The sequence below is a fragment of the Actinomycetospora succinea genome (assembly GCF_004363095.1).
Taxonomy (GTDB): Bacteria; Actinomycetota; Actinomycetes; order Mycobacteriales; family Pseudonocardiaceae; genus Actinomycetospora; species Actinomycetospora succinea.
The window spans coordinates 162,874-189,724 of record NZ_SNYO01000009.1 but is presented as its reverse complement, the minus strand read 5'-3'; the positions used below and the strand labels follow the sequence as shown (position 1 = coordinate 189,724).

24 protein-coding genes are annotated in these 26,851 nt (G+C 75.3%); 14 read left to right on the top strand and 10 right to left on the bottom strand.

The annotated features are described in order from the left end of the window. Window positions 1–40 precede the first annotated feature (40 nt). The 3 genes from cbiE (at window position 41) to EV188_RS24955 (ending at window position 2,842) form a co-directional block, all read left to right on the top strand. A complete protein-coding gene (gene cbiE, locus EV188_RS24965) occupies window positions 41–1,243 on the top strand; it encodes a precorrin-6y C5,15-methyltransferase (decarboxylating) subunit CbiE (protein ID WP_133829025.1) in 1,203 nt (400 codons plus the stop codon). Next, window positions 1,240–1,983 (top strand): precorrin-4 C(11)-methyltransferase, encoded by a 744-nt coding sequence (gene cobM, locus EV188_RS24960; protein WP_133829024.1) that lies wholly within the window; start codon window positions 1,240–1,242, stop codon window positions 1,981–1,983. The genes cbiE and cobM overlap by 4 nt, the downstream gene beginning before the upstream one ends. 151 nt (window positions 1,984–2,134) lie before the next feature. Then, the gene (locus tag EV188_RS24955; RefSeq protein WP_133829023.1) at window positions 2,135–2,842 is read left to right on the top strand and encodes a cobalt-precorrin-6A reductase; all 708 of its coding nucleotides are present in this window, start codon (window positions 2,135–2,137) and stop codon (window positions 2,840–2,842) included. 29 nt (window positions 2,843–2,871) lie between these two features. Here the strand turns inward: EV188_RS24955 and EV188_RS24950 are convergent, their stop codons facing one another. Further along, window positions 2,872–5,649 (bottom strand): DUF2232 domain-containing protein, encoded by a 2,778-nt coding sequence (locus EV188_RS24950; protein WP_166660059.1) that lies wholly within the window; start codon window positions 5,647–5,649, stop codon window positions 2,872–2,874. A 99-nt stretch (window positions 5,650–5,748) separates the two neighbouring features. Between EV188_RS24950 and EV188_RS31915 the strand changes: the two genes are divergently transcribed. Genes EV188_RS31915 through EV188_RS24940 form a run of 3 tightly spaced genes read left to right on the top strand, consistent with a single transcriptional unit; the run spans window position 5,749 to window position 6,707 of the window. Next, the gene (locus EV188_RS31915; RefSeq protein ID WP_166660058.1) at window positions 5,749–6,105 is read left to right on the top strand and encodes a VOC family protein; all 357 of its coding nucleotides are present in this window, start codon (window positions 5,749–5,751) and stop codon (window positions 6,103–6,105) included. Then, complete coding sequence (locus EV188_RS24945; RefSeq protein WP_166660057.1) at window positions 6,102–6,500, top strand: hypothetical protein; 399 nt, start codon at window positions 6,102–6,104, stop codon at window positions 6,498–6,500. Before EV188_RS31915 ends, EV188_RS24945 begins: the two co-directional genes overlap by 4 nt. A gap of 12 nt (window positions 6,501–6,512) precedes the next feature. Further along, window positions 6,513–6,707, top strand: coding sequence for a hypothetical protein (locus tag EV188_RS24940; RefSeq protein WP_133829020.1), 195 nt, complete (start codon window positions 6,513–6,515; stop codon window positions 6,705–6,707). On the opposite strand, the gene EV188_RS24935 is transcribed toward EV188_RS24940, so the two are convergent. Genes EV188_RS24935 through EV188_RS24925 form a run of 3 tightly spaced genes read right to left on the bottom strand, consistent with a single transcriptional unit; the run spans window position 6,698 to window position 9,995 of the window. Then, a complete protein-coding gene (locus tag EV188_RS24935; RefSeq protein WP_133829019.1) occupies window positions 6,698–8,188 on the bottom strand; it encodes a precorrin-2 C(20)-methyltransferase in 1,491 nt (496 codons plus the stop codon). The two genes, EV188_RS24940 and EV188_RS24935, sit on opposite strands and share 10 nt — an antisense overlap. Then, complete coding sequence (locus EV188_RS24930; protein ID WP_243741976.1) at window positions 8,185–8,892, bottom strand: precorrin-8X methylmutase; 708 nt, start codon at window positions 8,890–8,892, stop codon at window positions 8,185–8,187. Before EV188_RS24930 ends, EV188_RS24935 begins: the two co-directional genes overlap by 4 nt. Next, window positions 8,889–9,995, bottom strand: a complete 1,107-nt coding sequence (locus EV188_RS24925) for a precorrin-3B synthase (protein WP_133829018.1) — start codon at window positions 9,993–9,995, stop codon at window positions 8,889–8,891. Before EV188_RS24925 ends, EV188_RS24930 begins: the two co-directional genes overlap by 4 nt. Window positions 9,996–10,066: 71 nt before the next feature. Here EV188_RS24925 and cobN point away from each other — a divergent pair, with 71 nt between their 5' ends. Then, entirely contained in the window at window positions 10,067–13,651 is a 3,585-nt protein-coding gene (gene cobN / locus EV188_RS24920) for a cobaltochelatase subunit CobN (RefSeq protein ID WP_133829017.1), read from the top strand. 53 nt (window positions 13,652–13,704) lie between these two features. Here cobN and EV188_RS24915 read toward each other — a convergent pair whose 3' ends face one another. The 3 genes from EV188_RS24915 to EV188_RS24905 are packed head-to-tail and all read right to left on the bottom strand — an operon-like array spanning window position 13,705 to window position 16,670. Further along, the gene (locus tag EV188_RS24915; RefSeq protein WP_133829016.1) at window positions 13,705–14,670 is read right to left on the bottom strand and encodes an NADPH:quinone oxidoreductase family protein; all 966 of its coding nucleotides are present in this window, start codon (window positions 14,668–14,670) and stop codon (window positions 13,705–13,707) included. A 9-nt stretch (window positions 14,671–14,679) separates the two neighbouring features. Then, window positions 14,680–16,002: a phosphotransferase family protein gene (locus EV188_RS24910; RefSeq protein WP_208114367.1), complete on the bottom strand. Its 1,323-nt coding sequence runs from the start codon at window positions 16,000–16,002 to the stop codon at window positions 14,680–14,682. Next, window positions 15,999–16,670, bottom strand: a complete 672-nt coding sequence (locus EV188_RS24905) for a TetR/AcrR family transcriptional regulator (RefSeq protein ID WP_133829015.1) — start codon at window positions 16,668–16,670, stop codon at window positions 15,999–16,001. Before EV188_RS24905 ends, EV188_RS24910 begins: the two co-directional genes overlap by 4 nt. A 119-nt stretch (window positions 16,671–16,789) precedes the next feature. On the opposite strand from EV188_RS24905, the gene EV188_RS24900 reads away from it, so the two are divergent. The 7 genes from EV188_RS24900 (at window position 16,790) to EV188_RS24870 (ending at window position 24,419) form a co-directional block, all read left to right on the top strand. Then, window positions 16,790–18,031, top strand: a complete 1,242-nt coding sequence (locus EV188_RS24900; RefSeq protein WP_133829014.1) for a CaiB/BaiF CoA transferase family protein — start codon at window positions 16,790–16,792, stop codon at window positions 18,029–18,031. Next, the gene (locus EV188_RS24895) at window positions 18,028–18,825 is read left to right on the top strand and encodes an enoyl-CoA hydratase/isomerase family protein (protein ID WP_133829013.1); all 798 of its coding nucleotides are present in this window, start codon (window positions 18,028–18,030) and stop codon (window positions 18,823–18,825) included. The genes EV188_RS24900 and EV188_RS24895 overlap by 4 nt, the downstream gene beginning before the upstream one ends. After that, window positions 18,822–19,742: an amidohydrolase family protein gene (locus EV188_RS24890; protein WP_133829012.1), complete on the top strand. Its 921-nt coding sequence runs from the start codon at window positions 18,822–18,824 to the stop codon at window positions 19,740–19,742. Before EV188_RS24895 ends, EV188_RS24890 begins: the two co-directional genes overlap by 4 nt. Next, window positions 19,742–21,259 carry a class I adenylate-forming enzyme family protein gene (locus tag EV188_RS24885; RefSeq protein WP_166660056.1) on the top strand — a complete coding sequence of 506 codons (1,518 nt, stop codon included), beginning with the start codon at window positions 19,742–19,744 and terminating at the stop codon, window positions 21,257–21,259. Before EV188_RS24890 ends, EV188_RS24885 begins: the two co-directional genes overlap by 1 nt. After that, window positions 21,256–22,491 (top strand): acyl-CoA dehydrogenase family protein, encoded by a 1,236-nt coding sequence (locus EV188_RS24880; RefSeq protein ID WP_133829010.1) that lies wholly within the window; start codon window positions 21,256–21,258, stop codon window positions 22,489–22,491. The genes EV188_RS24885 and EV188_RS24880 overlap by 4 nt, the downstream gene beginning before the upstream one ends. Before the next feature lie 84 nt (window positions 22,492–22,575). Then, window positions 22,576–22,905, top strand: a complete 330-nt coding sequence (locus EV188_RS24875; RefSeq protein WP_133829009.1) for a DUF485 domain-containing protein — start codon at window positions 22,576–22,578, stop codon at window positions 22,903–22,905. Then, the gene (locus tag EV188_RS24870; RefSeq protein WP_133829008.1) at window positions 22,902–24,419 is read left to right on the top strand and encodes a solute symporter family protein; all 1,518 of its coding nucleotides are present in this window, start codon (window positions 22,902–22,904) and stop codon (window positions 24,417–24,419) included. The genes EV188_RS24875 and EV188_RS24870 overlap by 4 nt, the downstream gene beginning before the upstream one ends. Window positions 24,420–24,486: 67 nt before the next feature. Here the strand turns inward: EV188_RS24870 and EV188_RS24865 are convergent, their stop codons facing one another. From EV188_RS24865 to EV188_RS24855, 3 genes are all read right to left on the bottom strand, one after another. Then, window positions 24,487–25,098: a C40 family peptidase gene (locus EV188_RS24865; protein WP_133829007.1), complete on the bottom strand. Its 612-nt coding sequence runs from the start codon at window positions 25,096–25,098 to the stop codon at window positions 24,487–24,489. Between the two features lie 201 nt (window positions 25,099–25,299). Then, window positions 25,300–26,280: an aldo/keto reductase gene (locus EV188_RS24860; RefSeq protein WP_243741975.1), complete on the bottom strand. Its 981-nt coding sequence runs from the start codon at window positions 26,278–26,280 to the stop codon at window positions 25,300–25,302. A gap of 88 nt (window positions 26,281–26,368) precedes the next feature. After that, the gene (locus EV188_RS24855; protein ID WP_243741974.1) at window positions 26,369–26,827 is read right to left on the bottom strand and encodes a MerR family transcriptional regulator; all 459 of its coding nucleotides are present in this window, start codon (window positions 26,825–26,827) and stop codon (window positions 26,369–26,371) included. Window positions 26,828–26,851 lie beyond the last annotated feature (24 nt).

Here is a 26,851-nt window from a genome sequence, read left to right as displayed (position 1 = left end):
TCCCGGCGACGGACGGCGGCCCGCGTGATGAGGTGTCGCGGTGAGCGTGACCGTGGTCGGCATCGGTGCCGAGGGATGGCCCGGGCTGGGTGAGCCCGCCCGCCGGGCCCTCGAGAAGGCCGACGTCGTCCTCGGCGCGCCCCGCCAGCTCGCGCTGCTGCCCTCGTTGTCGGCCGAGCAGGTCACCTGGCCCACGCCGCTGATGGCGTCGCTGCCGGGCCTGCTCGACGAGCACGCCGACCGCGAGCTCGCCGTCCTGGCCAGCGGTGACCCGACGTTCTACGGGATCGGGTCGGCGGTGCTGGCGCGCGACCCCGCGGCGGCCGTGCTGCCCGCGCCCTCGTCGGCGGCGCTCGCCTGCGCCCGGCTGGGCTGGGCCGCGCAGGACGTCGAGGTGCTCTCGACCGTCGGGCGCCCGCTCGCCGCCGTGCGCGCCGCCCTGGCGCCGCGGCGGCGCCTGCTCGTGCTCGTCCCCGACGGCGAGACGCCGGCCGCGCTCGCCGCCGCCCTGACCACGTGGGGCTACGGCGCCGCGACGCTGACCGTGCTCGGATCGCTCGGCGCGCCGGAGGAGAGCCGGGTCGACGGTCGCGCCGAGGAGTGGACGCACCCGGCGGGCGACCCGCTCGCCGTCGTCGCCGTCGCCTGCCCCGAGGTGCCGGCCGACGAGCTGCTGGGCCGCGCCCCCGGCCTGCCCGACGACGCCTACGCCCACGACGGCCAGCTGACGAAGTCCGAGGTGCGCACGCTCTCGGTCGCCGCGCTGCGCCCGGTGCCCGGCGCCCTGCTCTGGGACGTCGGCGGCGGCGCGGGCAGCATCGGGATCGAGTGGATGCGCCACCACGCCGCCTGCCGCGCGGTGACCGTCGAGGTCCGCGAGGACCGCGCGGCCCGGATCCGGGAGAACGCCTCGGCGCTCGGCGTGCCCGCCCTGCGCGTGGTCGTCGGGCGGGCGCCGGAGGCGCTCGCGGACCTGGACCCGCCCGACGCCGTCTTCGTCGGCGGCGGGGCCTCGGCGCCCGGCATGCTCGACACCGTGTGGGAGGCGCTGCGCCCGGGCGGGCGGCTCGTCGTCAACACGGTCACCGTCGAGGGTGAGGCCGCGCTCGTCGCGTTCCGGGCCGCGCACGGCGGGGCGCTGCGCCGGATCGCCGTCGAGCGCGTCGCCCCGGTCGGGCGCTTCGGCGGCTGGCGGGCGCTGGCCGGCGTGACCCAGCTGATCCACCGGAAGGACTCTGCGTGACCGTCCGCTTCGTCGGTGCCGGGCCCGGCGCCCCCGACCTCATCACCGTGCGCGGGCTGCGGGCGCTCGCGACCAGCCCCGTCTGCCTCTACGCGGGCTCGCTGGTGCCCGAGGAGCTGCTCGCGCAGTGCCCGCCGCACGCCCGCAAGGTCGACACGGCGCGGATGACGCTCGACGAGATCACCACCGAGCTGGTGGAGGCCCACGAGGCCGGCCACGACGTCGCGCGCCTGTGCTCCGGCGACCCGGCGGTGTTCTCCGCCGTCGCCGAGCAGACCCGCCGCCTCGACGCCGCCGGCGTGCCGTGGGAGATCGTGCCCGGCGTCCCGGCCTTCGCGGCCGCCGCGGCGGCGCTGCGCACCGAGCTGACCGTGCCCGGCGTGGGGCAGTCGGTGGTGCTCACGCGCGACGCCGCCAACGCGACGCCGATGCCGCCGGGGGAGTCGCTCGACGTCTGGGCCGCGGCCGGCGGGACGCTCGTGCTGCACCTCGCCGTGCAGCGTTGCGCGTCGGTCGTGGAGGCGTTGCTGCAGCACCGGCCGGCGTCCGAGCCCGTGGCGGTCGTGGCGCGGGCGTCGCGCGACGACGAGGTGGTCCTGCGCGGCACGCTCGCCGACATCGCGGAGAAGGTCGCCGACGCCGGCGTGCTCCGGACCGCGGTGATCGTCGTCGGCGCGGTGGTCGGCGTCGCCGAGGGCTGCGACTCGCACCTCTACTCCGCGGCGCGCGCCCGGCCGTGAGGCGCACCCCGGTTCCGAGCGAAGGGCACCTTCGCTCGACTAGATCGGCGAGGGGCGCCCCTCGCCGGAACGGGGTCGGCGCGCCGCTTCTGAGCGAAGGGCACCTTCGCTCGGCTAGATCGGCGAGGGGCGCCCGCCGCGGGAACGGCTCGTGAGCCGGGTGCTCGTGCTCGGCGGCACGGCCGAGGCGCGCGAGCTCGCGACGCGGCTCGCCGACCGCGGCGACGACGTCACGACGTCGCTCGCGGGTCGCACGCGCCACCCGCGGCTGCCCGCGGGCGAGGTCCGCACCGGCGGCTTCGGCGGCGTCGACGGGCTGGCCGCGGCGCTGGGCGACGTCGACGTGCTCGTCGACGCGACGCACCCGTTCGCGGCGACGATGACCGAGCACGCCGCGGCGGCCGCGGCGCGCACCGAGACGCCGCTGCTGGTGCTGCGCCGGCCCGGGTGGACGGCGGGGCCGGGGGACCGGTGGACGCGGGTGGGCTCGCTCGCCGACGCCGCCCGGGCGATCCCGGCCGACGCGCGCGTCCTCCTCGCTACCGGCCGCCAGGGCGTCGAGGCGTTCGTCGACGTCGACGCGTGGTTCCTCGTGCGGGCCATCGAGGCGCCCGACGTGCTGCCCGCCCGCGCCGAGCTCGTCCTCGCCCGCGGCCCGTTCGCCCTCGACGACGAGCGCGCCCTGCTCGACCGCCACGGCATCACCGTCGTCGTCGCCAAGGACTCGGGCGGCGCGACGGAGGCGAAGCTGGTCGCGGCGCGCGAGCGGTCGCTGCCCGTGCTGCTCGTGGACCGCCCACCGCTCCCGGACGGCGTCGCGACGGTCGCGTCGGTGGACGAGGCTCTCGCGACGTTCTGACCCGTGTCCCGAGGACACGGGTCGAGCCCTCAGAACGCCAGCCCGACCGCCAGGATCGCGACGACGACGAGCAAGAGCACCAGGTCGCGGCGCCCCGGGCGCTGGTCGGGGCCGGCGATGGCGCCGAGGCCGCCGCGCGCCGTGATCGCCTCGCCCGTCTCGGCGGCGCGGCGGGCGGCCATGGCGCAGGCGAGCATCGCGGTCCGCACGCCCAGGCGCAGCTGCTCGCGCGCGGTGACGTGCACGCGCCCCGCGGGACGGCGCTGACCGAGCAGGAGCCAGGCGGTGCGCCCCTCGGCGAGGAGCAGCGGCACCAGGCGCAGGCCGAGCGCGATCCCCGTCGCCGGGGTGCCCAGCGGGATGCGCAGCCGCCGCCCGACGCGGACCACGCGCTCGAGCAGCGGCGGGAGCGCGCCGAGCGGCGTGGTCGCGACCAGCAGCGCCGCCCCGAGCAGCGACACCAGCGTGGTCGCGAGGAACAGCACGACCCGTTCCAGCCCGCCCAGGCTCACCTCGGTGCCGAGCACCGTGACCACCGGGGGCAGCGTGCCGATCGTCGAGAGCACGATCGCCGGCAGCCAGAGCAGCAGCCAGCGCGGCGGGCGGGGGACGGCGCCGCGGGGCAGGCGGGCCGCGACCGCGCCGACCAGCAGGACCGCGGTCGCGGCGGCGAGCGTCGGCCAGGTCGGGTCGACGAACAGGGCGGCGGCCACGGCCACCAGCGCCGCGATCTTCGTGCCGGCCCAGGCGCGGTGCAGCGGCGACGGGGTCGGCAGCGTGCGCACCGCCCCGAGGGCACCGCGGCCCCGCTTCTCGACGCCCTCGGCGGGCGAGGTCCCCACCCATTCCGGCCGCCCGTGCACGGCGCCGTCCTCGACGTGCAGCACGGTGTCGGCGAGGTCGGCCACCGGCGCGGTGTCGTGGGTGACGATCACGAGCGTGGTCCCCGCGGCGCGGGCCGCCCGCAGCGCCTCGCGCACCGCCGACGCGGCGTCCGCGTCGAGGCCCGCGAGCGGCTCGTCGAGCACCAGCACGCGCGGCCCCGCCCCGAGCAGGCCCGCGAGCAGGACCCGGCGCTGCTCGCCGCCGGAGAGCTCGTCGACCGGCCGGTCGCGGTAGACGGCGGGGTCGAGGCCGAGCGCGGCGAGCGTGGTGTCGGCGGTGCGCGGGCCGACGCCGGCGGCGTCCTCGACCTCCTCGCCGACGGTGGGCCGCAGCAGCGCGGGACGGGCGTGCTGGATCGCGAGCAGCGCGCCGTCGCGCCCGTTGCGCAGCGGCGCGCCGTCGAGGGTGACGGTGCCGCGCGCCGGGGTGGCGAGTCCGGCGAGCAGCCACGCGAGGCTCGTCTTGCCGGCGCCGTTCGGGCCGGTGACCAGGACCGTGCTCCCGGCGGGGATGCGCAGGTCGACGTCGTGCAGCACCGGGCGGCGCCACGGCGTGCCGGCGTCGTGGACGACGTCGACCCCGCGCAGGCGCAGCGTCCCGCCCGCCGGCGGCCGGGGCGGCCCCCACGCGCCCGGCGGGGTCGCCCGCGCGAGGTCGGGGCCGGGCAGCGCGACGGCGACGTCCGCCGAGCCCGGGTCGTGGTGGGTGATGTGCAGGACGCCGACGCCCTCGGTCCGCGTGAGGCTGCGCAGCAGGTCGGTGACCTCGGTGCGGCCCTCGGGGTCGAGCATCGCGGTGCTCTCGTCGCTGACGACGACCGCGGGCCGCCGGGCGAGCAGCGCGGCGACCGCGAGGCGCTGCAGCTCGCCGCCCGAGAGCGTCGCGGTCTCCCGGTCTACCGCGCCCTCGAGCCCGACGCGCGCGAGCAGCTCGTCGACCGGCACGGGCTCGCCGGACGGCAGCCCCCAGCGCAGGTCGTCGGCGGCGCGCACGCCGAGCACCTGGCTGTCGGGGCGCTGGAACACCATCCCGGTGCCGCCGACGACGCCGAGTCCCGCGTCGCCGGGCCGCTCGGCGGTGCCCTCGGCGGGCGGGCGGCCGGCGACCACGCGCCCGAGCGTCGACTTGCCGGCCCCGTTCGGTCCGGTGACGACGGCGAAGACGCCGGCGTCGAGGTCCAGGTCGACGGGCGGTCCCGACGGCAGCGTCACCCCGCGCAGGCGCAGTGGCAGCGGGGCGACCGCGTCCGCGCCGCGCCCGCCCGGCAGGCGCCCGGCCAGGTCGGCGGGCATCAGCCGCTGCACCGCGCGCAGCGGGCGGGCGAGGACGAGGGCCGCGATCGCCACCCCGAGCAGCGTGCTGACCACGGCCAGCGCGGGCAGCGTCACCCACCAGTAGTCGGTGATCGCCTGCACGGCGCGGTCCCCGGCGGCCACGACGTCCGGGAGGCCGCCGCGCAGCAGCCGGGCGAGCCCGCTCCACGAGGCGCGCAGCTGGTCGAGGACGAGCTCGCGGTAGTCGGCGAGCAGGGCGAGCAGCAGCACCCCGAGCGCCGAGGTGGGCAGGGCGAGGACGGCGACGCCGGTCAGCGCGGTCCGGACCGTCGACCAGGCCCGCCGGGTCCCCACCCCCAAGAGCCAGCCGAGCGACGCCGCCGACGCCGCGGCCCCGGCCGGCCCCACCCCGCCGACCAGGAACGCGACCACCACCGCGACGAGCACCCCGATCGGGCCGGCCCGCCCGGGCCGGCGCGCGGAGAGCACCGCGGCCGGGAAGGCGGCGATCACCGTCCCCAGCGGCCCGATCGGGAAGAGGCGCGTCAGGACGCAGACCACGGCGACGAGGTCACCGAGGGCCGCCGCCTCGGCGAGCTCGACCGCGTCGAGGGGCCGGCGCGGAAGCGACCGGCGGAAGCGCCGCACGCGTCGAGTATGCCCGTCGCCCAAACCTCTCCGTCCGTTGACACTTACGAAAGCAGACACTAACGTTAGTGATACACCACCCCGACCGAGGAGATCACCATGGGTCAGCCCGTCGCCTACTTCGAGATCACCAGCACGGCCCCCGAGAAGATCCGCGACTTCTACACCGCCCTGTTCGGCTGGACCGCCGAGCCGGACCCGTCGATGGACGACTACGCGATGGTCGACACCGGAGCCGGGCCGGACGCGATCGGCGGCGGGATCGGCCCGTCGCAGGCTCCCGGCGACACCGGCGTGAAGATCTACGTGCGGGTCGAGGACCTCGAGGCCGGCCTGGCGCGGGCGACCGAGCTCGGCGCCGACACCCTCCTGCCCGCGATGGAGCTGCCCGGTGGCTACGGGCGCATCGCCGTCGTCGCCGACCCCGACGGCAACCCCGTCGGCCTCTGGGCGTGACCGCCGAGCGCCGCGTCCTCGCCGCCCCGTGGGTTGCGCTCTGGGGCGCGGCGCTCGAGTCCGCCCGACGCCTCGTCCACACCACCCCACCCCGAGGAGAACCCGTGGCCCGCGTGCTGTTCCAGGTCGTCCACTTCCCGAAGCCCGAGTACCGCGCCGACATGCTCGCCGCGATGGCCGTCATCCGCGAGACCTCCGCGCGCATCGACGGGCTCGACGAGATCGGCGCGTTCGAGGAGCCCGACGGCTCGCGCATCGTCGCGATCTCGGTCTGGGCGTCGCTCGAGGCGCTCGAGGCGGGCTCGGCCGAGCTCTTCGCCTCGATCGCCGGTCTCCCGTTCGACGTCTGGGAGACGCGCCCCGCCGAATCCGCGACGCTCACCCAGGTCGCCTGACACGATCGGGCGATGAGCGAGGAGGACCAGCAGTGGCTGTGCCTGGGCGGGCTCCAGCACGCGTGGGTGGCGACGAACTACGACGCGGGCAACGAGTACCTCGCGGCCTACGAGCTGTTCTGCCCGACGTGCGGGCGCATCGTCGGCCGGGAGCGCCAGGACGGGAACTGGATCTGGGAGCCGCTCCCGGGCGAGGGTCAGCCGTAGCGGCGCGGCGTGTAGACGGTGCCGGGCGCGGGCCAGCGGGACGTCGACGCGCCGATGATCAGCAGCGTGCGCATGTCGACCTCGGCGGGCACGAGATCGGCGAGGCGCACCACGCGCACCGACTCCTCGGGGCCGTCGACGTCGCGGCCGACCACCACCGGCGTCGACGGGTCGCGGTACTTGAGCAGCAGGTCGCGGGCCGCCTCGACCTGCCAGGTCCGCGACCGTGACGCCGGGTTGTACAGCGCGATCGCCATGTCGGCGTCGGCGACCGCGGCGAGCCGGCGCTCGACGACGTCCCACGGCTTGAGGCGGTCGGACAGCGAGATCATCGCGTAGTCGTGGCCCAGCGGGGCGCCGACGCGGGCCGCGACGGCCTGGGCCGCGGACACCCCGGGCACGACACGCACGGGGACGTCCGGGTAGTCGGCGGCGGCGACCTCGACGACCGCGGACGCCATCGCGAACACCCCGGGGTCGCCGGACGACACGACGGCCACGCGGCGCCCGCCCTGGGCAAGGTCGAGGGCGAACGCGGCGCGCTCGGACTCGACCTTGTTGTCCGAGCCGTGCACCCGCTGGCGGGGGTTCACCGGGACCCGCGCGGTGTAGGTCGTGTAGCCGACGACGTCCTCGGCGGCGGCGAGAGCGGCCGACGCCTCGGGGGTCAGCCGGTCGCGGGCGCCGGGCCCGAGGCCGACGACCACGACCTCGCCGACGGCGCGCCCCGCGATCACGGCCTCGGTCTCCGCGCGCGCCGTCGGGGTCGTGTCGGCGTGCACCCGCGAGGGCACGAGTCCGACGCTGAAGTAGGGCACCGAGCCGGGGTCGACGTCGGCGAGGGGGGCCGTGCGCTGGGACGCGGTCGAGGCGCGCTCGACGTAGTGCGCCTCGTCGAGCCGGCCCGACGTCGCGAGCGCGGCGCGGACGTTCGTGAACGTGCGCCCGAGCTTCATCACCGCGGCGGCGTCGGTCGCGGCCAGGCGGGCGGCGAGCTCGTCGGGGGGCAGCGTGCCGGGCAGCACGGTGAGCACCTCGTCGCGCTCCACCAGCGGGCGCCCGAGCGCGGCGGCCGCCGCGGCCACCGACGTCACGCCGGGCACGACCTCGGTGGGGTAGCGGTCGGCGAGACGCTTGTGGAGGTGCATGTACGAGCCGTAGAAGAACGGGTCGCCCTCGGCGACGACGACGACGTCGCGGCCCGCGTCGAGGTGCGCGGCGAGGCGGGCGGCGGCCTCGGCGTAGAACGCGTCGAGCGCGCCCTGGTAGTCGTCGGTGGACTCGGTGGTCACCGGGTAGGTCAGCTGCTCCTCGACCTGCGTGCCGAGGTACTGCGCGACGATCGCGCGGGCGTTCGACCGGCCGTGGCGCGCGCAGTGGTAGGCGACCACGTCGGCGCCGCGGACGAGGTCGACGGCGCGCACGGTCATCAGCGACGGGTCGCCGGGGCCGACCCCGACGCCGTAGAGGGTGCCGGTCACGCGCTGCCCCTACCGGTCGAGCTCCGCTCCGCTGCGTCTCCCGCCCCCAGCGCCAGCGCGTTCACGGCGCCCACCGTCATCGCCGAGCCGCCGCGGCGCCCGTGCACGACGACGTGCTCGAGGCCGGCCGGGTGCCCCACCAGCGCCGCCTTCGACTCCATCGCCCCGACGAACCCGACGGGCAGCCCGAGCACGACCGCGGGGCGCGGTGCGCCCTCCTCGATCATCTCCAGCAACCGGAACAGCGCGGTCGGGGCGTTGCCGATCGCGACGACGGCGCCGTCGAGGTGCTCGCGCCAGAGCTCCAGGGCGGCGGCGCTGCGGGTGGTGCCCGCTGCGGCGGCGAGGTCGGGCACGCGGGGGTCGTTCAGCGTGCACACCACGGCGTTGCCGGCGGGCAGGAACCGCCGGGTGATCCCGCTGGCGACCATCTCGGCGTCGCAGAGCACCGGGGCGCCCGCCCGCAGCGCCCGCTGCGCTGCGGTGATCGCGCCGGGGGAGACCTCGGTGTCGGCGGCGAGGTCGACCATGCCGCACGAGTGGATCATGCGGATGACCACGTCGTGGGCGTCCGCGGGCAGGTGCGCGAGGTCCGCCTCGGCGCGGATGATCGCGAACGAGCGGCGGTAGATCTCCGGCCCGTCGGCGATGTAGGAGGGGACGGCGGACGATCTCGTCCCCGTCTCCGTCGGACCGGCGCTCACGGGCACACCTTCCCTGCTCGGACGATCGTGCGATAGGTCCCGCCGGGCGTGCCCTCCACCACGGCCACCGGCCCGGCCGGCGTGCCGCAGGCCCGCGCGCAGCCCACCCAGTGGGCGTGCAGCGACCCGCCCGCGCGGCCCGCGGCGACGGCGCGGGCGAGGTCGCCGCGGACGTCGGTGTGCGACTTGGCGCAGCGCGGCGCGCCGACACACGCCGAGAGCGTCGACCACGGCGACGGCCCGGTCTCGACCAGACCCTCGAGGCGCGCAGCGGCGTCGGCGGGGGCGTCGCGCAGGACCACCGTGCGCCACGGGGTGACGCGCAGCGTCGCTCCCCCGTCGCCGAGGTCGGCGAGCACCTCGGCGGCCTGCGTGCTGACCTCGCCGAGCCGGGGCAGCACCTCGATGGCCTGCGGCCACGTGAGTGATCTGGGTTGCCAGGGCGACCCATTTCGCTCACGTGGCCGCAGGCCATCGAGCACCGCGTCAGCGCCGACCTCGCGCACGCGCCAGGCGTCGCCGCGCACGGCGAGGAAGGCCTCGACGGCGGCGAGGGCGAGGGCGGCGGGGTCGTCGCTCGTGATCGCGGTGGGCGTGCCGGCGAGGTGGAGATCGCCGCCGAGGACGACGGTGACGTCGGCGTCGAGCCCCAGCACGTCGCCGGAGCCGTCGTCGAGGGCGATCAGCAGGCGCCCGGGGACGTCGGTGCGCCCGCGCAGGGCGTCGGCGACGGCCCGGGCCGGCGCGTCGAGCGCGGGCGAGCGCGGGGAGGCGACGACGCTGCAGGGGACGTCGCGACCGAGGTCGTCGAGCAGCGGCGCGGCGCCCCCGACACGCGACAGCGCGGCGGCGAGATCATCGGCACCCTGGCCCGAGAGGCCCCGCACCTGCCACGATCCCCGCGAGGTCAGCTCCAGGGGAGCGGCGCCCGAGGCTGTGGCAGAGGCCCCGGCCAGCAGGCGCAGCTCCGCAGGGGCGGTCGCGCCGCCCACCGGGCGGAACCGCGCGAGCGCGCCGTCGGCGGCCTCGTGGCGCTGCCACGCACCCGGGCACGCGTCCGGGCGCTCGCGCGGGGCGGCGTCACGTCGTCGGGCTGCGGGCATCCGTGACAGAGTAAGGGTGCCCCACCCTCAACATCTATCTAGGTGTTCAGACATTCACGCCTGGAGGCGCGGTGCTCCTGCTGCTCTCGACCTCGGACACCGATCTGCGCTCGGCGCGGGCCAGCGCACCGGGTGAGGAGGGCGGCTGGCGCTGGGCCAACCCGGCGCGCGTGTCCGTCGGGGACGAGCTGGACGCCCTGCTCGACGGCGTCGACCTCGTCGTCGTCCGGCTGCTCGGCGGCCGCCAGGCGTGGGAGGACGGGCTGGACGCCCTGCTCGCGTCGTCCCAGCCGCGGCCGGTGGTCGTGCTCGGCGGCGAGCAGAGCCCCGACGCCCAGCTGATGGAGTCGTCGACGGTGCCGGTCGGCGTCGCGACCCAGGCGCACCTCTACCTCGCGCAGGGCGGGCCGGAGAACCTCGCCCAGCTCCACCACTTCCTCTCCGACACCGTCCTGCTCACCGGCCACGGCTTCGACCCGCCGGCCGAGATGCCGAGCTGGGGGCGCCTGGACGGCTGGGACGCCACGGGCACCGGCCCCCGCGTCGCGATCGTCTACTACCGCGCGCACCACATGGCCGGGAACACCGCGTTCGTCGACGGGCTGTGCCGCGCGGTCGTCGACGCCGGCGGGGTGCCCGAGCCGGTGTTCTGCTCGTCGCTGCGCAGCCCCGACGACGACCTCGTCGCCGTCCTGCAGCACGCCGACGTCCTCGTCACCACCGTGCTGGCCGCCGGCGGGTCCAAGCCCGCGACGGCGAGTGCCGGCGGCGACGACGAGAGCTGGGACACCGGCGCGCTCGCGGCGCTCGACGTGCCGATCCTGCAGGCGCTGTGCCTGACGCGGACCCGCGACGAGTGGCTCGACGACGACGACGGCGTGAGCCCGCTGGACGCCGCGAACCAGGTCGCCGTCCCCGAGTTCGACGGCCGGATCATCACGGTGCCATTCAGCTTCAAGGAGACCGACGCCGACGGGCTCCCGGTCTACGTCGCCGACCCCGAGCGCGCCGCGCGCGTGGCGGGGCTGGCGGTGTCGCACGCGCGCCTGCGCCACGTGCCGAACGCGGACAAGAAGATCGCGCTCGTCCTCTCCGCCTACCCCACGAAGCACGCCCGCATCGGCAACGCCGTCGGCCTGGACACGCCCGCGTCGGTCGTCGGGCTGCTGGCGGCCATGAAGGAGGCCGGGTACGGCGTCGGCGACGTGCCGGGGCTCGCCGAGGGCGATGGTGACCTCCTCATCCGCGCGCTCATCGACGCCGGCGGCTACGACCAGGACTGGCTCACCGAGGAGCAGCTCGCCGCCAACCCGGCGCGCGTGCCCGTCGACGACTACACGCGCTGGTTCGCCACGCTGCCCGAGGACTTCCGCGCCGGGGTCGAGGAGCACTGGGGCGCGGCGCCCGGGTCGATGTTCGTGCACGACGGCGCGATCACCGTCGCCGCCCTGCAGCGCGACAACGTCGTCGTGATGATGCAGCCGCCGCGCGGGTTCGGCGAGAACCCGATCGCGATCTACCACGACCCCGACCTGCCGCCGAGCCACCACTACCTCGCGGCCTACCGCTGGCTGCAGACGCAGTTCGGGGCGCACGCCCTGGTGCACGTCGGCAAGCACGGCAACCTCGAGTGGCTGCCGGGCAAGACCGCCGCGCTCTCGGCGTCCTGCGCGCCCGACCCGATCCTCGGGGACCTGCCGCTGGTCTACCCGTTCCTCGTCAACGACCCGGGCGAGGGCACGCAGGCCAAGCGCCGCGCGCACGCCACGCTCGTCGACCACCTCGTCCCGCCGATGGCGCGCGCCGAGTCGTACGGCGACCTCGCCCGTCTCGAGCAGCTGCTCGACGAGTACGCGTCGATCCAGGCGATGGACCCCGGCAAGATCACCGCGATCCGCGGCCAGATCTGGCAGCTCATCCAGGCCGCGAAGCTCGACAGCGACCTCGGCGTCTCCGACCAGCCCGACGACGAGCGCTTCGACGACTTCGTCATGCACCTCGACGGCTGGCTCTGCGAGATCAAGGACGCCCAGATCCGCGACGGCCTGCACATCCTCGGCCGCGCGCCGGCCGGGCAGGAGCGCGTCGACATGGTGCTCGCGGTGCTGCGCGCGCGGCAGCTGTGGTCGGGCACGCAGTCGCTGCCGGGGCTGCGCGAGGCGCTGGGCATGGTCGAGGACGGGTCCGCGTCGCGCTCCGACACCGACCGCTTCGAGGAGACCGCCCACTCCCTGGTGCTCGGGATGGAGAAGCGGGGGTGGACCGATCCGGCTGAGGTGACCCTCGAGGTCCTCGGCCGCGCGGACCCGACCGTCACCGACATCCTGAGCTTCGCCGCCACCGAGGTCGTCCCGCGCCTGGACGCGACGACCGACGAGATCACGGGTGTCCTGCACGCCCTCGACGGCGGGCACGTCAAGGCCGGGCCGAGCGGGTCGCCGCTGCGCGGGCTGGTCAACGTCCTGCCGACCGGGCGGAACTTCTACTCGATCGACCCGCGCGCCGTGCCGTCCCGGCTGGCGTGGGAGACCGGGCAGATGCTCGCGGACTCGCTGCTCGAGCGCTATCGCGAGGACCACGAGGGCGAGTGGCCCACGTCGGTCGGGCTGTCGCTGTGGGGGACCGCCGCGATGCGGACGTCGGGTGACGACGTCGCCGAGGCGCTGGCGCTGATGGGCGTGCGGCCGGTGTGGGATGAGGCGTCGCGGCGGGTGACGGGGCTGGAGGTCACGCCGGCGTCTGAGCTCGGGCGCCCGCGGGTGGACGTGGTGCTGCGGATCTCCGGCTTCTTCCGCGACGCGTTCCCGCACGTCGTCGCGACGATGGACGACGCGGTGCAGCTGGTGGCGGGCCTGTCGGACGAGGCGGACGAGGACAACTTCGTCGCGGCGCACGCGCGGGCGGACGCGGCGTCGGGGTCGTCGTGGGAGGCCGCGACGACGCGCATCTTCGGCTCGCCCCCCGGCGCGTACGGGGCCGGCCTGCTGCAGGCGATGGACTCCCGCGAGTGGCGCGGCGACGCCGACCTCGCCGAGATCTACACGACCTGGGGCGGGCACGCGTACGGGCGCGGGCGCCAGGGCGAGTCGGCGGTCGACGAGATGCGGGCGGCGTACCGGCGGATCGCGGTGGCGGCCAAGAACATCGACACCCGCGAGCACGACATCGCCGACTCCGACGACTACTACCAGTACCACGGCGGCATGATCGCCACGGTCCGCGCGCTGACCGGGGCGGCGCCGGCCGCGTACGTCGGCGACTCGACGCGTCCGGAGAACGTGAAGACGCGCTCGCTGATCGAGGAGACGGCGCGGGTGTTCCGCTCGCGCGTCGTCAACCCGCGCTGGATGGCCGCGATGCGCCGGCACGGCTACAAGGGCGCGTTCGAGATGGCCGCGACCGTCGACTACCTGTTCGGCTGGGACGCGACGGCGGGCACGGTCAGCGACTGGATGTACGGCTCGCTGACCGAGAACTACGTCCTCGACCCCGAGAACCGCGCGTTCCTCCGCGAGGCCAACCCCTGGGCGCTGCACGGCATGGCGGAACGCCTGCTCGAGGCCGTCGACCGCGGGCTGTGGGAGTCGCCGGACCCGGCGATGGTGGAGTCGCTCCGCGAGGCGTTCCTCGAGGCCGAGGGCGACGCGGAGGGCTGACGCCACGTGCGTGATCTTCTGAGCTATGGCTCAGAAGATCACGCACGTAGGGGTCAGGGCTCGATGACCAGGCGGCCGAGGGCGGCGCGGGCGTCGAGGGCGGCGACGGCGTCGGCGGCGCGGTCGAGGGGGTAGACCTCACCGACGGGCGGGTCGATCGCGCCGGACTCCATGAGCGGCAGGAGCCGGTCCCACTCGCGGCGCTGGCTGCCGGGCCGCGGGATGGCGTAGGCGCCCCAACCGACGCCGCGGACGTCGATGTTGTTCAGCAGCAGGCGGTTGACCTTCACGGTCGGGATGTCGCCGGCGGTGAACCCGACGACGAGCAGGCGGCCCAGCGGCGCGAGCGAGCGCAGCGAGTCGGTGAAGCGGTCGCCGCCGACCGGGTCGACCACCATGTCCACCCCGCGGCCCCCGGTCAGCTCGGCGACCGCGGCCTTGAAACCCTCGGCCAGGACCGCCTCGTGCGAGCCGACCGACCGGACGAAGTCCGCCTTCTCGGGCGTCGACACCACCGAGATCACGCGGGCGCCCCACGCCCGGGCGAGCTGGATGGTCGCGGTCCCGATGCCGCCCGCGGCCCCGTGGACGAGGACGGTCTCGCCCTCCTGCAGCGCCCCGCGGATCACGAGCGCGAACGACATCGTCAGGTAGTTCATCGGCACGCAGGCCCCCGCGCGGAACGACATCGCGTCCGGCAGCGGGTAGACGGCCTCGACGGGCGCGACGACCTGCTCGGCGAAGGCGCCGATGGTGCTGGTGGCGGCCACGCGGTCGCCGACCGCGAACCCGCTGTCCGGCGAGGCCTCCCGCACGGTCCCGGCCAGCTCGCCACCGAGGACGAAGGGGCGCTCGGGCTTGTACTGGTAGCGGTCCTGGGTGAGCAGCAGGTCGGGGAACGTCACCCCGGCCGCCGCGACGTCGACGAGGACCGAGCCCTCGGCCGGCTCGGGCGCGGGGACGTCGCCGATCTCGAGGGCGGCGGGGCCGTCGGTGCTGACGACGCGGACTGCGCGCATCTCTACCTCCTAGGCATAGCGGGGATTGGCCACGGCGAGGCGGGTGAGGACGGCCGAGCGGACCGCGGCGGCGACGGGTCCGTCGGCGGGGTCGAGGGCGCCGGAGCGCAGCCCGCCGCCCAGCTCGGCGTCGTCGGCGCACCCCGCGGCGGCCAGCGCCGCCCGGTGCTCCGAGGGATCGGACGCGAGCTCGCGCGCCACGATGCCCAGCGCGTTGCGGGCGACGCGGGCGAGATAGCGCGAGCGGTCGTCGCCGACGACGAGCTCGTCGGCGAGGAAGCCGCGCACCGCCTCGAGCAGCTCGTCCACGGTGGGGCACTCGGCAGGGGGGCGCTCGGCAGTGGGGCGCGCGACGGTCGGCACGGCCGGGACCCCGGAGACGAGACCCAGCGCCAGCAGCGCGTCGTACTCCGCCTCCACGGCGCGCCGGCCGAGCACGGCGAGCTCCATCGACCGCTCGGTGCCGCCGAGGTGGCGCTCGGCCTGGATGCGGCAGATCACCGCCCAGTGCACGCAGCCGTAGACCTCCCACCAGCGCACGGCGTCGGTGTCCGGCGCGGCACCCGCCACCTCGGCGTAGCCCGCGAGCAGCTCCTCGCGGCTCCCGAAGCCGCCGACCTCGGCCTGCGCCCCGAACCGCCAGGCCCGCGTGCAGACCCAGCCGAGGTCCTCGCGCGGGTCGCCGAGGTGGGCGAGCTCCCAGTCGAGCACCGCGGCGAGCCCGTCGGGCGCGACGAGGAGGTTGCCGTTGCGGAAGTCCCCGTGCACGACGGTCGGGGGGACGGCGGGCGGGCGGTGCGCGGCGAGCCACCGGAACGCGACCTCGAGTCCGGGCCGGGTCTCGCCGAAGCCGTCGTACGTCGCCCGCAGGTCGGCGAGCGGGTCGGTCACGGTCGGGAGGGACGGGACCTCGCGGGGATCGATCGCGTGGATGCGGGCGAGCACGCGACCGAGCTCGCGGGCCATGCCCTCGCGGGCCGCCGCCCAGCGCTCGTCGCGGAGCAGGCGCCCCGGGAGCGACTCGCCGGCCACGTGCTCCATGACGAGGTACGGCGTGCCGATCGCGTCCGTGCCGTCGCCGGCCCGCAGCAGCGGCGGCACGGGGAGCCCCGCGCGGGCGGCGGCGCGCAGGCACTCGGCCTCGCGGGCCATCTCCGCCGGGCGCGGCGCGCCGGGCGGGTCGCGGCGCAGCACGAGCCGGCGCCCGTCGGCCTCGAACGTCCAGGTCTCGCGGCTGGCGCCTGCGGAGAGCCTGCGCAGGTCGGTGACCGTGCCCCCGAGCACCTCGGCCAGCGCCGGGACCAGCTCGTCGGGGGTCCGCGGCACCGTCACGGGCGGTGCGCCACGGCGTCGAGGGCGATCCGCTGGTGGCGCGCGACGATCTCGTCGGCCTCGGTCGCGCCGCCCGGCCGGTACCAGGCGGCGACGCCGGTGCACGCCGTCGTGATGAACCGCGAGGCGTCGTCGGGCTGCGGGGTGGCGAAGGCGCCGCTGCGCACGCCGTCGCGCACGACACGGTCGAAGAACCGCTGCTGCGCGTCGCGCTTGGCGACGATGAGGTCGCGGCCCGGCGCCTCGAGGGCGCGGATCTCGCTGTTGCCGATGAGGCTCTCGCGCTGCGACTCCATGTGGACCCGCACGTGCGCGCCGACGATCGCCCGCAGCTTGTCGGCGTCGTCGGGCCCCGCTTCGTCGAGGGCCGCCTCCGTGGCCTCGATCAGCACGTCGAGCCCCCGGTCGCAGAGCATGACGAGCAGGCCCTGCTTCGAGCGGTAGTGGTGGTAGAGCACCGCGGGGCTGGTGCCGGCGGCCGTGGCGATGTCGCGCACGGACGTCCCGTGGTAGCCGCTCGCGGCCATCACCTCGACCGCGGCGGCGAGCAGCGTCGCCGCCGTGGGCTCGTCGCCGGGGCGGACGAGCACGGTCGGCGGCGGCCCGGGCCGGGCGGCGTCACGGGCGCGCCGGGTCGGCGCCGACGTGGCGGTCTCCGTGCGAGGCATGGGTAGCAGCCTAGCGCGTTGAACGAGCGTTCAACATGGTGTTGACGTTGTGAGCTGCGTACCCATACGTTGCTTGAACGGGCGTTCGACGACGACGTGATCGGGTGGGAGGTGTCCGGATGGCGGGTCCCTACGCGGGGCTGCGGGTCTTCGACCTCAGTCACGTGATCGCCGGTCCGTTCTGCACGCGCATGCTCGCCGACATGGGTGCGGACGTGGTGCGCGTCGAGCAGCCGGCCGGCGACCTCATGCGCGCCCTCCCGGTCCGCGTCGGCGACCCCGCCGACCGCGTCTCGAGCGCGTACGCGCAGTACAACACCGGCAAGCGCTCGCTCGGGCTGGACCTGAAGGACCCGCACGGGCTCGAGCTCGCCCTGCGCCTGGCGGACTGGGCCGACGTGGTCGTCGAGAACTTCGCGCCGGGGGTGCTCGGGAAGCTGGGCCTCGGCTGGGACGTCCTGCACGCCCGCGATCCCCGCACCATCCTGTGCTCGCTGTCGACGTTCGGCGCCGAGGGCCCGTACGCGCACCTGTCGGGCTTCGGGCTCGTCGCCGAGGCGTACTCCGGCCTGATGTCGCTGACCGGCGAGGACGGCGGGCCGCCGATGCACTTCGGCACCGCGCTCGCCGACGTCAACTCCGCGGTGCACGCGCTCGCGGCCCTCGGTGCCGCGCTGTACCGGCGCCAGGCCACCGGCGAGGGCACGCACGTCGACGTGTCGGCGTTCGACTCGCTGTTCGCGATGATCGACCAGCAGCCCGCCGCCGGCGCCGTCACCGGGGGAGCGGCGGTGGGCGGCAAGTACGGCAACCGCCACACGACGAGCGTCCCGTCCGGCGTCGCCACCTGCGCCGACGGCACCCACCTCGCGTACGGGATGGCCGGCGACGTCTTCTTCGCGCGCCTCGTGACGGCGATGGACGCGCCGGACCTGGGCGAGCGCTACGGCGCGGTCGCGGCGAGGGTGGCCGACCCCGGCCCGCTCTACGACCGCATCGAGGCCTGGGCCGCCACCTGGCCCACCGCCGACGACCTGGTGGCGCACCTGGTCGCCCACGGCCTGTCCGCCGCCCGCATCCGCGGGGTCCGCGAGAATCTCGACGACCCCCACCTCATCGCCCGCGGCACCCTGCAGCCCGTCGACTTCGCCGGGCACGGCGAGGCGCTCATGCCGACCGCGCCGTTCCGGTTCTCCGGGGCGGAGGTGCGCCCCGGCCGCGCCCCGGGACCGGTCGCCGCCGACACCGACGGGGTCCTCGCCGACGTCCTCGGCCTCAGCCCGGACGAGGTGACCGCTCTGCGTCGGAACGGCGTCGTGCACGGACCACCCACCCGAGACAACGATGGAGGCACCCGGTGACCGTCAGCCTGGAACGGTCCGAGGACGGGCACGTCGCGACCCTGCGGTTCGCGAGCGACCACCCCATGAACGTGTTCACCACCGCGACCCTCGAGACGATGCTCGAGCGCGTCCGCGAGGTCGGCGCGGACCGGGACGTCCGGGTCCTGCTGGTGGCCGGCAAGGACACCGTGTTCTCCGGCGGCGCCGACCTGAACGACCTCGGCGGGCTCGACGACGACGCCTACCGCCACTACATCGCCACCGAGTACCGGCTCTTCGCCGAGATCGAGGCCCTCCCGCTGGTCACCGTGGCGCTCGTCGCCGGGCCCTGCGTCGGGAACGCCGCCGAGCTCGCGCTGGCGTGCGACTTCCGCATCGTCACGTCCGACGCGCGGATCGGCCTGCCGGAGATGCGGGTCGGGTTCGTCGCCCCCTCGCAGCGCCTGACGGCCTACGTCGGGATCGGCAAGGCCAAGGAGCTGCTCTACGGCGGGCGCCTGCTCGCCGCCGACGAGGCGCTCGGGCTCGGCCTGGTCACCACCGTCACCGACGACCTCCCCGCCGAGGCCGCCAAGGCGGCGGCCCGGTACGCCGGCTACGCGGCCACCGCGCTCGCGGCCACGAAGCGCGGCATCCACCGCTGCTACGGCATCGACGCCGACCCGCCCGGTCGCACGTTCGACGCGCAGGAGCAGGCCGCCGCGTTCGCCACGTTCCGCGGCCCCGACTACGCCGAGGGCGCCGCCGCCACGCTCGAGGGCCGCCGCCCCGTCTTCACCGCCCCGCGTGCCACCGGAGGGCCCACCGCATGATCGTCGACTTCCTGGCCGGCGCCGTCCCCGACGCCGAGGCCTTCGCCCTCTCGGAGGCCGTCACCCAGGGCCGCCTGCGCGGCTACGCCGAGCACTTCGGCGGCGACCTCGCCCCGGCCCGCACCCACGACGAGGTCACCGCGCGCTGGGCCGCCGCCCGCGAGACCGCGCGGGACAAGGCGCCGTCGGAGGAGGACTTCCTCCGCATGCTCGACGAGGGCGGGATCGGCCTCGCCGGCGTCTACACCGAGGCGTTCGGGTCGCGGCTGGGCGTGCCGACCGCCGGCAACCAGGTCGTCGCGGACTTCGTCGCCCGCCACCCGGACCGCGTCGTCGGCTTCGCCGGCATCGACCCGTGGGAGCTCGACGCGGCCCGCCGGGTGGACGAGGCGGTGGCGAGCGGCCTGTCCGGTGTCGTGCTCTCGCCGTTCAAGCAGCAGCTGCTGCCCGAGGACCCGCGGATGGCCCGGGTGTACGGGCGCTGCGAGGCGCTCGGCGTCCCCGTGCTCCTGCACACCGGGATCAACTGGTCGCTCGACGCCGCGTACGACGTCGGGCACCCGCGCCACATCGACGCCGTGGCCCGCGCGTTCCCCGACCTGACGCTCGTCTGCCTGCACGCCGGCTGGCCCTGGGTCGAGGACATGATGATGGTGACCTGGCGGCACGCGAACGTGTACGTCGACCTGTCGGCGCACCGGCCGCGGACCTTCGCCCGGCCGAGCTCGGGCTGGGAGGCGCTGCTGCGCTTCGGCAACCGCCAGCTCGCCGACCGCGTGCTCTTCGCGTCCACCTGGACGCTGCTCGGCATCCCGCCGGCGACGCTCGCCGACGAGGTCCGCGAGCTGCCCCTCGACGACGCGGTCGTCGAGCAGTGGCTCGGCGGCAACGCCCTGCGCCTGCTGGGGAGGTCGTAGTGCTCGTCGGGGACATCGTCCGCCACCACGCCCGCTCCCGGCCGGGCTCGGTCGCCCTCGTCGTCGAGGGCCGGGAGTACACCTACGGCGCGCTGCAGGACCTCGTCGAGCGGACCGCGGGCGCGCTCGCCGCCCGCGGCATCGGGCACGGCGACCGGGTCGCGGTGCTCGCCAAGAACGGCCTCGAGTACGTCGCGCTCTACTTCGCCAACGCCGCCCTCGGGGCGATCCTCGTGCCGCTGAACTTCTGGCACCGCGGCCCCGAGCACGCCTACACGATCGGCGACGCCGACCCGGCCCTCTGGTTCGTCGAGGCCGGGTACGACGAGGTCGCCCGCGAGGCCCGCGAGGCGCACCCGGACCTGCCCGTGCTGCGGATCCCGGGGCCCGAGGGCGACCGCACCGACTGGGACGCGTTCCTGGCCGCCGCCGTCGAGCCGCCGCCCGCGGTGGTCGCCGACGACGACATCCACATGATCCTCTACACCTCCGGGACCACCGGGCGCCCGAAGGGCGCGATGCTCTCGCACCGGCGCACCGTCGACGACGCCTTCGCCATGGCCACGGTGCTGCGCGCCGACGACCGCGACGTCTTCATGAACTACTTCCCGCCGTTCCACGTGGGCAACTGGGACCACATGAAGCCGTTCCTGCTGGTCGGCGGCACGGTGATCCTGCTGCGCGAGTTCGATCCCGGCGTCGTGCTCGAGCTGCTGCCGCAGCACCGCGTCTCGGTGGTGCTCGGTGTCCCGACGATGCTGCACGCGCTGATCACCCACGAGCGCTTCGCGGCCACGGACACCTCGTCGATCCGGCTGCTCTACTACGGCGCCTACGACCCCAGCGGGATCATGGACCGCACCGCCGACGCGCTCGGGGCCCGCGGGGGCAAGGTGGCGTTCGCGCACACCTACGGGCTCACCGAGGGCGGGCCCTTCGTGACGTGGTGCCCGCCCGGGGACGTGTTCGCGCGCTGGGGGTCGATCGGGCGCCCGATGCCCGGTGTCGACGTCGCGCTGCTCGACGACGACGGCGGCGAGGTCGCGCCGGGCACGCCCGGCGAGATCTGCGTGCGCGGGCCCCGGATGAGCGGCTACTGGCGCAACGAGGAGGCCACGAAGGCCGCGCTCGCCGGCGGGTGGCTGCACACCGGCGACGTCGCCGTCGCCGACCCTGACGGCTTCCTGACGATCGTCGACCGGAAGAAGGACATGATCCGCTCCGGCGGCCAGAACGTCTGGTCCAAGGAGGTCGAGGACTGCCTCGCCCAGCACCCCGGCGTCGCCGACGCCGCGGTGATCGGCGTCCCCGATCCCGTCTACGAGGAGCAGGTCGTCGCCGTCGTCGTGCCGACGGCCGAGGCCACCCCGGCGCTGGCCGAGGAGCTCGCGACGTTCGTGCGCACCCGGATGGCCGGGTACAACACGCCGCGGCAGGTGCACTTCGTGGCCGAGTTCCCGCGCACCGCGGTCGGCAAGATCCAGAAGCACGTGCTGCGCGAGAGGTTCGGGCAGTGACCATCCCCGAGCTCCTCGAGGCGCTGGACGCCTTCATCGCCGCCGAGATCGACCCGCTGCAGGCGCAGGACGACAACGAGCGGTTCTTCGACCACCGCCGCGAGTGGGCCCGCACCGACTTCGAGGGCGGCGGGCTGCCCCGCCCGGAGTGGGAGGAGCTGCTGGCCGAGGCCCGCCGGCGGGCCGACGCCGCGGGCTTCCACCGGCTCTCGCTGCCCGCCGAGCTGGGCGGCTCCGACGCCGGCGACGCCGTCATGGCGGCGGTCCGCGAGCACCTCGCCCACCGCGGCCTCGGGCTGCACAACGACCTGCAGAACGAGCACTCCGTCGTCGGCAACCTGGTGTTCGCCCACCTGCTGCACCTCTACGGGACCCCCGAGCAGCGCGCCGAGCTCGTCGAGCCGTCGATCACCGGCGAGCGCGGCATCGCGTTCGGGCTCACCGAGCCCGACCACGGCAGCGACGCCACCTGGCTCGAGACCACCGCGCGCCGCGACGGCGACGACTGGGTGATCGACGGCGCCAAGCGCTGGAGCACCGGGGTGCACCGGGCGAGCCACGAGCTCGTGTTCGCCCGGACCTCCGGCGACGCGGGCAGCGCGCGCGGCATCACCAGCTTCCTGGTCCCCACGGACACGCCGGGCTTCGAGGTGCCGCGCTACTGGTGGACGCTGAACATGCCCACCGACCACGGCGAGGTCGTGCTGCGCGACGTGCGGGTGCCCGCGTCGGCGGTGTTCGGCGAGGAGGGCGAGGCGCTCGCCGTCGCCCAGACGTTCGTGCACCAGAACCGCATCCGCCAGGCCGCGTCGAGCCTCGGAGCCGCGCAGTACTGCATCGACCGGGCCGTCGCGTACGCGACCGAGCGCCACACCTTCGGCCGGCCCCTGGCGAGCCGGCAGGCGATCCAGTGGCCGCTCGTCGAGCTGCACACCGAGGCGGCCATGCTGCGCGCCCTCGTCCGCGAGACGGCCGCGGAGCTCGACGCGTGCCGCGCCGACGGCCGCCCCGAGGTGTCGATCGGGCACCAGGTCTCGATGTGCAACTACCGCGCCAACCGCCTGGTCTGCGACGCCGCGGACCGCGCCATGCAGGTCTTCGGCGGGATGGGCTACTCCCGCCACGAGCCGTTCGAGCACATCTACCGCCACCACCGTCGCTACCGGATCACCGAGGGCGCCGAGGAGGTCCAGATCCGCCGGGTCGCGGGCCGCCTGTTCGGGTTCCTCTGACCCCATCACCCCTGTCCACCGACCGTCGCGCAGGACGGCCGGGTGGTCGCTGACGCCCTGAGCACCCCGACACCTGGAGAACCCATGGACGACCGCCCCGACCCCCGAGCCACGGCGGTCATCGCGACGCCGGCCTTCACCGAACTGGTCCGCAGCCGACGGCGCTTCGTCGTGCCGGCGACGATCGTGGGCTTCGGCGCCTACCTCGCGATCATCGTCGTCTCGGGCTTCACGGACGTCCTGAGCGGCCCGGCCCTCGGCGTCGTGAGCTGGACCTTCGTGCTCACGGTCCTCGTCTTCCCGCTGGTGTGGCTGCTGACCGGGCTCTACGTCCGCCGCGCCCAGCACTGGGACGAGCTCGCCGACCGGGCGTTCGCCGAGGCGTCCGTCGACGCGGGGAGCAGCGTCCGATGACCGTCGACCCGATCACGATCACGATCTTCGTCGCCGTGATCGCCCTGACCCTCGCCATCACGTGGTGGGCCGGGCGCCGCAACCGCAGCGCCGCCTCCCACTACGTGGCCGGCGGCCAGATCACGGGCTGGCAGAACGGCCTGGCCATCGTCGGCGACCTGCTCTCGGCGTCGACGTTCCTCGGCGTCGCGGGCCTCCTGGCCCTGCAGGGCGTGTACGGCTTCTACCTGGTCGCGGGCGGGCTGGTGGCGTTCCTGCTCGTGCTGCTGCTGGTGGCCGAGCCGCTGCGCAACCTCGGGCGGTTCACGATCGCCGACGTCCTCTCCAGCCGCTTCCGCTCGCGCGGCGTGCGCGCCGTGATGGCCGTGAACACGCTGGTGGTCACGATCTTCTACATGATCGCGCAGCTGGTCGGCGCCGGCGTGCTCATCGGGCTGCTGATCGGCATCCCGTACTGGGTCGCGGTGATCGTCGTCGGCGTGCTCATGGCCGTCTACATCACGGTCGGCGGCATGCTCGCCACGACCTGGATCCAGATCGTCAAGGCCGTGATGCTGCTCGCCGCGATGGCCCTGCTCGTGGTGCTCACCCTCGCCCGGTTCGGCTTCGACCTCGGGCTCATGTTCCGCACCGTGGCCGAGACGTCGGCGACCGACCTGTTCGCGCGGGCCAGCGGGGTGATGCCGGGCCTGGAGCTGGTGTCGGTCGCGGTCGCGCAGGTCCTGGGGACCGCGGCCCTGCCCCACATCCTCATCCGCTTCTTCACCGTGCCCGACGCCAAGGTGGCGCGGCGGTCGATGAGCGTGGCGCTGTGGATCCTCGGGCTGGCGTTCCTGGCCATGCCGTTCATCGGCTACGGCGCGGCGGCCCTGGTGGGCCAGGTGCAGATCAAGGCGGCGAACTCGGCGGGCAACCTCGCCGCGCCCCAGCTCGCCGAGCTCCTCGGCGGGCCGGTGCTCTTCGCGATCGTCTCGGCCGTCGCCTTCGCGACCATCCTCGCCGTCGTCGCCGGTCTGGTGATCGCGGGCTCCGGGGCCGTCGCGCACGACCTCTACAGCTCGCTGTTCCGCCGCGGGCAGGCGAGCGACGCCGAGCAGGTCAAGGCCGGGCGCATCGCGGCCGTCGCCATCGCGGCGGTGTCGATCCTGCTGGCCCTCGGCGCGCAGGACACGAACATCGCCCTGCTCGCGCTGATGGCCGTCGTCGTCGCGGCGAGCGCGAACGTCCCGGTCCTCGTCCTGCTGCTGTTCTGGCCCCGGCTGAACACCCGGGGTGCGAGCACGGGCATCGTCGCGGGCCTGGTCAGCTCGGTGGTGCTCGTGCTGGTGGGTCCCGGCGTGATGGGCGAGGCGGCGCTCTTCCCGCTGTCCTACCCGACGCTGGTGTCCGTGCCGATCGGCTTCCTCGGGTGCTGGCTCGGCACCATCACCAGCCGGCCCGCAGCCGGGCAGGAGCTCCCGTACGAGGACATGCACGTCCGCGCGATGACCGGCCGCGACCCGGTCGACGCCTGAGGGCTGACGCCACGTGAGTGATCTGGGTTGCCAGGGCAACCCAGATCACTCACGTGCGCGGAGCGCCTCAGTACGGGGCGTACGCCCAGCCCAGCGGGTGCTGGAAGTGGTCGATCGGGACGATGCCGACCTTGCCGTGCGCGCTCGACGAGACCACGCGGCCGTCGCCGAGGCTCAGGGCGACGTGGGCGTTCGCGGACGTGTTGTAGAAGACCATCGCGCCGCGCGGGGCGTTCTGCCAGTCCGAGTGCTGGTCCTGCGAGCGCCAGTCCTGGCGCGCGCTGCCGTAGTGGCCCTGCGTGCCGAACGCGTTCTCGACCGCCCGCTCGCAATAGCCCTCGTAGCGCGTCGTGCCGATCCGCGACTCGAAACGGTCGATCGCGTCCTCGATCTTCCGGGAGTGCGCCGCGGCCGCCTGCTGGCGCTGTGCGGCCTTCGTCAGCTCGGGCACGGTCGCGGCGGCCGAGGTGACCTCGCCGTGCACCGGCGCGACGGACGCCGACGGGGTGTGGTGCGAGGCCAGGTTCAGCTCCGCGGTGGTCGACCCGGTGTCGGGCAGGGCCAGATCACCGGTGTCACCGGCGTGCGAGCCGAGCACGGCCGCGCCGACGGCGCCGACCGCGATGCCGAGGACGGCGGTCATCTGCTGGGGGGAACGCCGGGGCAGGGCAGCAGTCATGGTGTCGGGGTCACCTCCGTCGACGGTCCGGTCGGGGAGCGGGGGAGCGTGACCGGGCCGTGATGCGAAGGAGATTAGCCCACGAACTGCGGCGCGCCAGTGCGACGGGGGCGATTTCCGCAATTCAGGACGCGACTTGACCAGTTCTTGGGAATCGGGCCGGGAATCGAATGCACCCGATTCCCGGCCCGATGTCCGGATTCAGCTCAGGGCGGCCGTGTCCCGGTTGACCCAGCTCATGTCGCCGGTGCGGTTCCCGGTCGGCACCAGTGCCGAGAGCGCGGCCACGTCGTCGGCGTCGAGCACGACGTCGCGCGCCCCGAGGTTCTCCTCGAGGTAGGCCCGGCGCTTGGTGCCCGGGATCGGCACGACGTCGTCACCCTGGGCCAGCAGCCACGCCAGCGCCACCTGCGCCGGCGTCGCACCACGGCGCTTCGCGACCTCGCGGACCTGCTCCACCAGCGCCAGGTTCTCCTCCAGCGCGCCCTCGGCGAAGCGGGGCAGGGTGCGGCGGAAGTCGTCGCTCGCGAGGTCGCGCACCGACGCGTCGGTGAGCATCCCGCGCCCCAGCGGGCTGTAGGGCACGAGCCCGATCCCGTGCTCGCGGGCGGCCGGCACCACGGACGCCTCGATGTCGCGGCTGAACAGCGACCACTCCGACTGCAGCGCCGCGATCGGCGCCACCGCGGCGGCCCGGTGCACGGTCTCCGCCGACGCCTCGGACAGCCCGAGGTGGCGGACCTTGCCCGCGGTCACGAGCCCGGCCATCGCGCCGACGGTCTCCTCGACCGGCGTCGCCGGGTCCGGGCGGTGCAGGTAGTACAGCTCGACGTGGTCGACGCCGAGACGCTGGAGCGACCCGTCGATCGAGCGCCGCACGTAGTCCGGCGACCCGTCGACCTGCCCGTTCGGGTAGCCGGTGGCCGGGTCGGTCTGGATGCCGAACTTCGTCGCGAGCGTGACCTCGTCGCGGCGTCCGGCGATCGCCTCGCCGACGAGGCGCTCGTTCTCGCCGTTCGCGTACACGTCGGCGGTGTCGAGGAAGGTGACGCCGAGGTCGAGCGCGCGCCGGACGGTGGCGATCGACTCGTCGCGGTCGGCGGGCCCGTAGGCCCAGTTCAGGCCCATGCAGCCCAGCCCCAGCGAGGGGACGGGCAGCGGGCCGAGGTGGCGGTCGGACACGGTTTCTCCCTGAGTCACGGCAGTGGAAGGCAGCACGAGATGGCCCCGGGCCACGTCGGCCGGGGTGAGCGAGCGGAGGGGACGGGCGCTACGACCCGCAGGACCCGCCGTAGGTCGTGATCTTGTAGTCGACGACCGCGAGCGCGCCCTGCAGATCCCGGAGGCGGTTGAGGATGTCGTCGCGGTGCGCCTCGAGGAGCGCCAGGCGCTCGGGCTCGGTGCCCGGCCCCTGCTTGACGAGCTCGACGTAGCGGGCGATGGCGGCGATCGGCATGTCCGAGTCGCGCAGCCGGGTGATGAACACGACCCGGCCCACGGCCTCGCGGTCGTAGAGGCGGCGGCCCGCGGCGTCCCGCGGGACCTCCACCAGCCCGATGCGCTCGTAGTAGCGCAACGTGTGGGCCGACAGGCCGGTCAGCTCCGCCACCTCGGCGATGGACATCTGCTCGTGGACCTCGAGGTCGCGCACCAGCTCGACCGTGAGCGAGGGCAGCTCGCCCTCGGTCGTCTCGATCAGGCCCCGCAGCCGGTCCGTCGTCACGCTCACGGGAACGACCGTAGGACTTCGAGT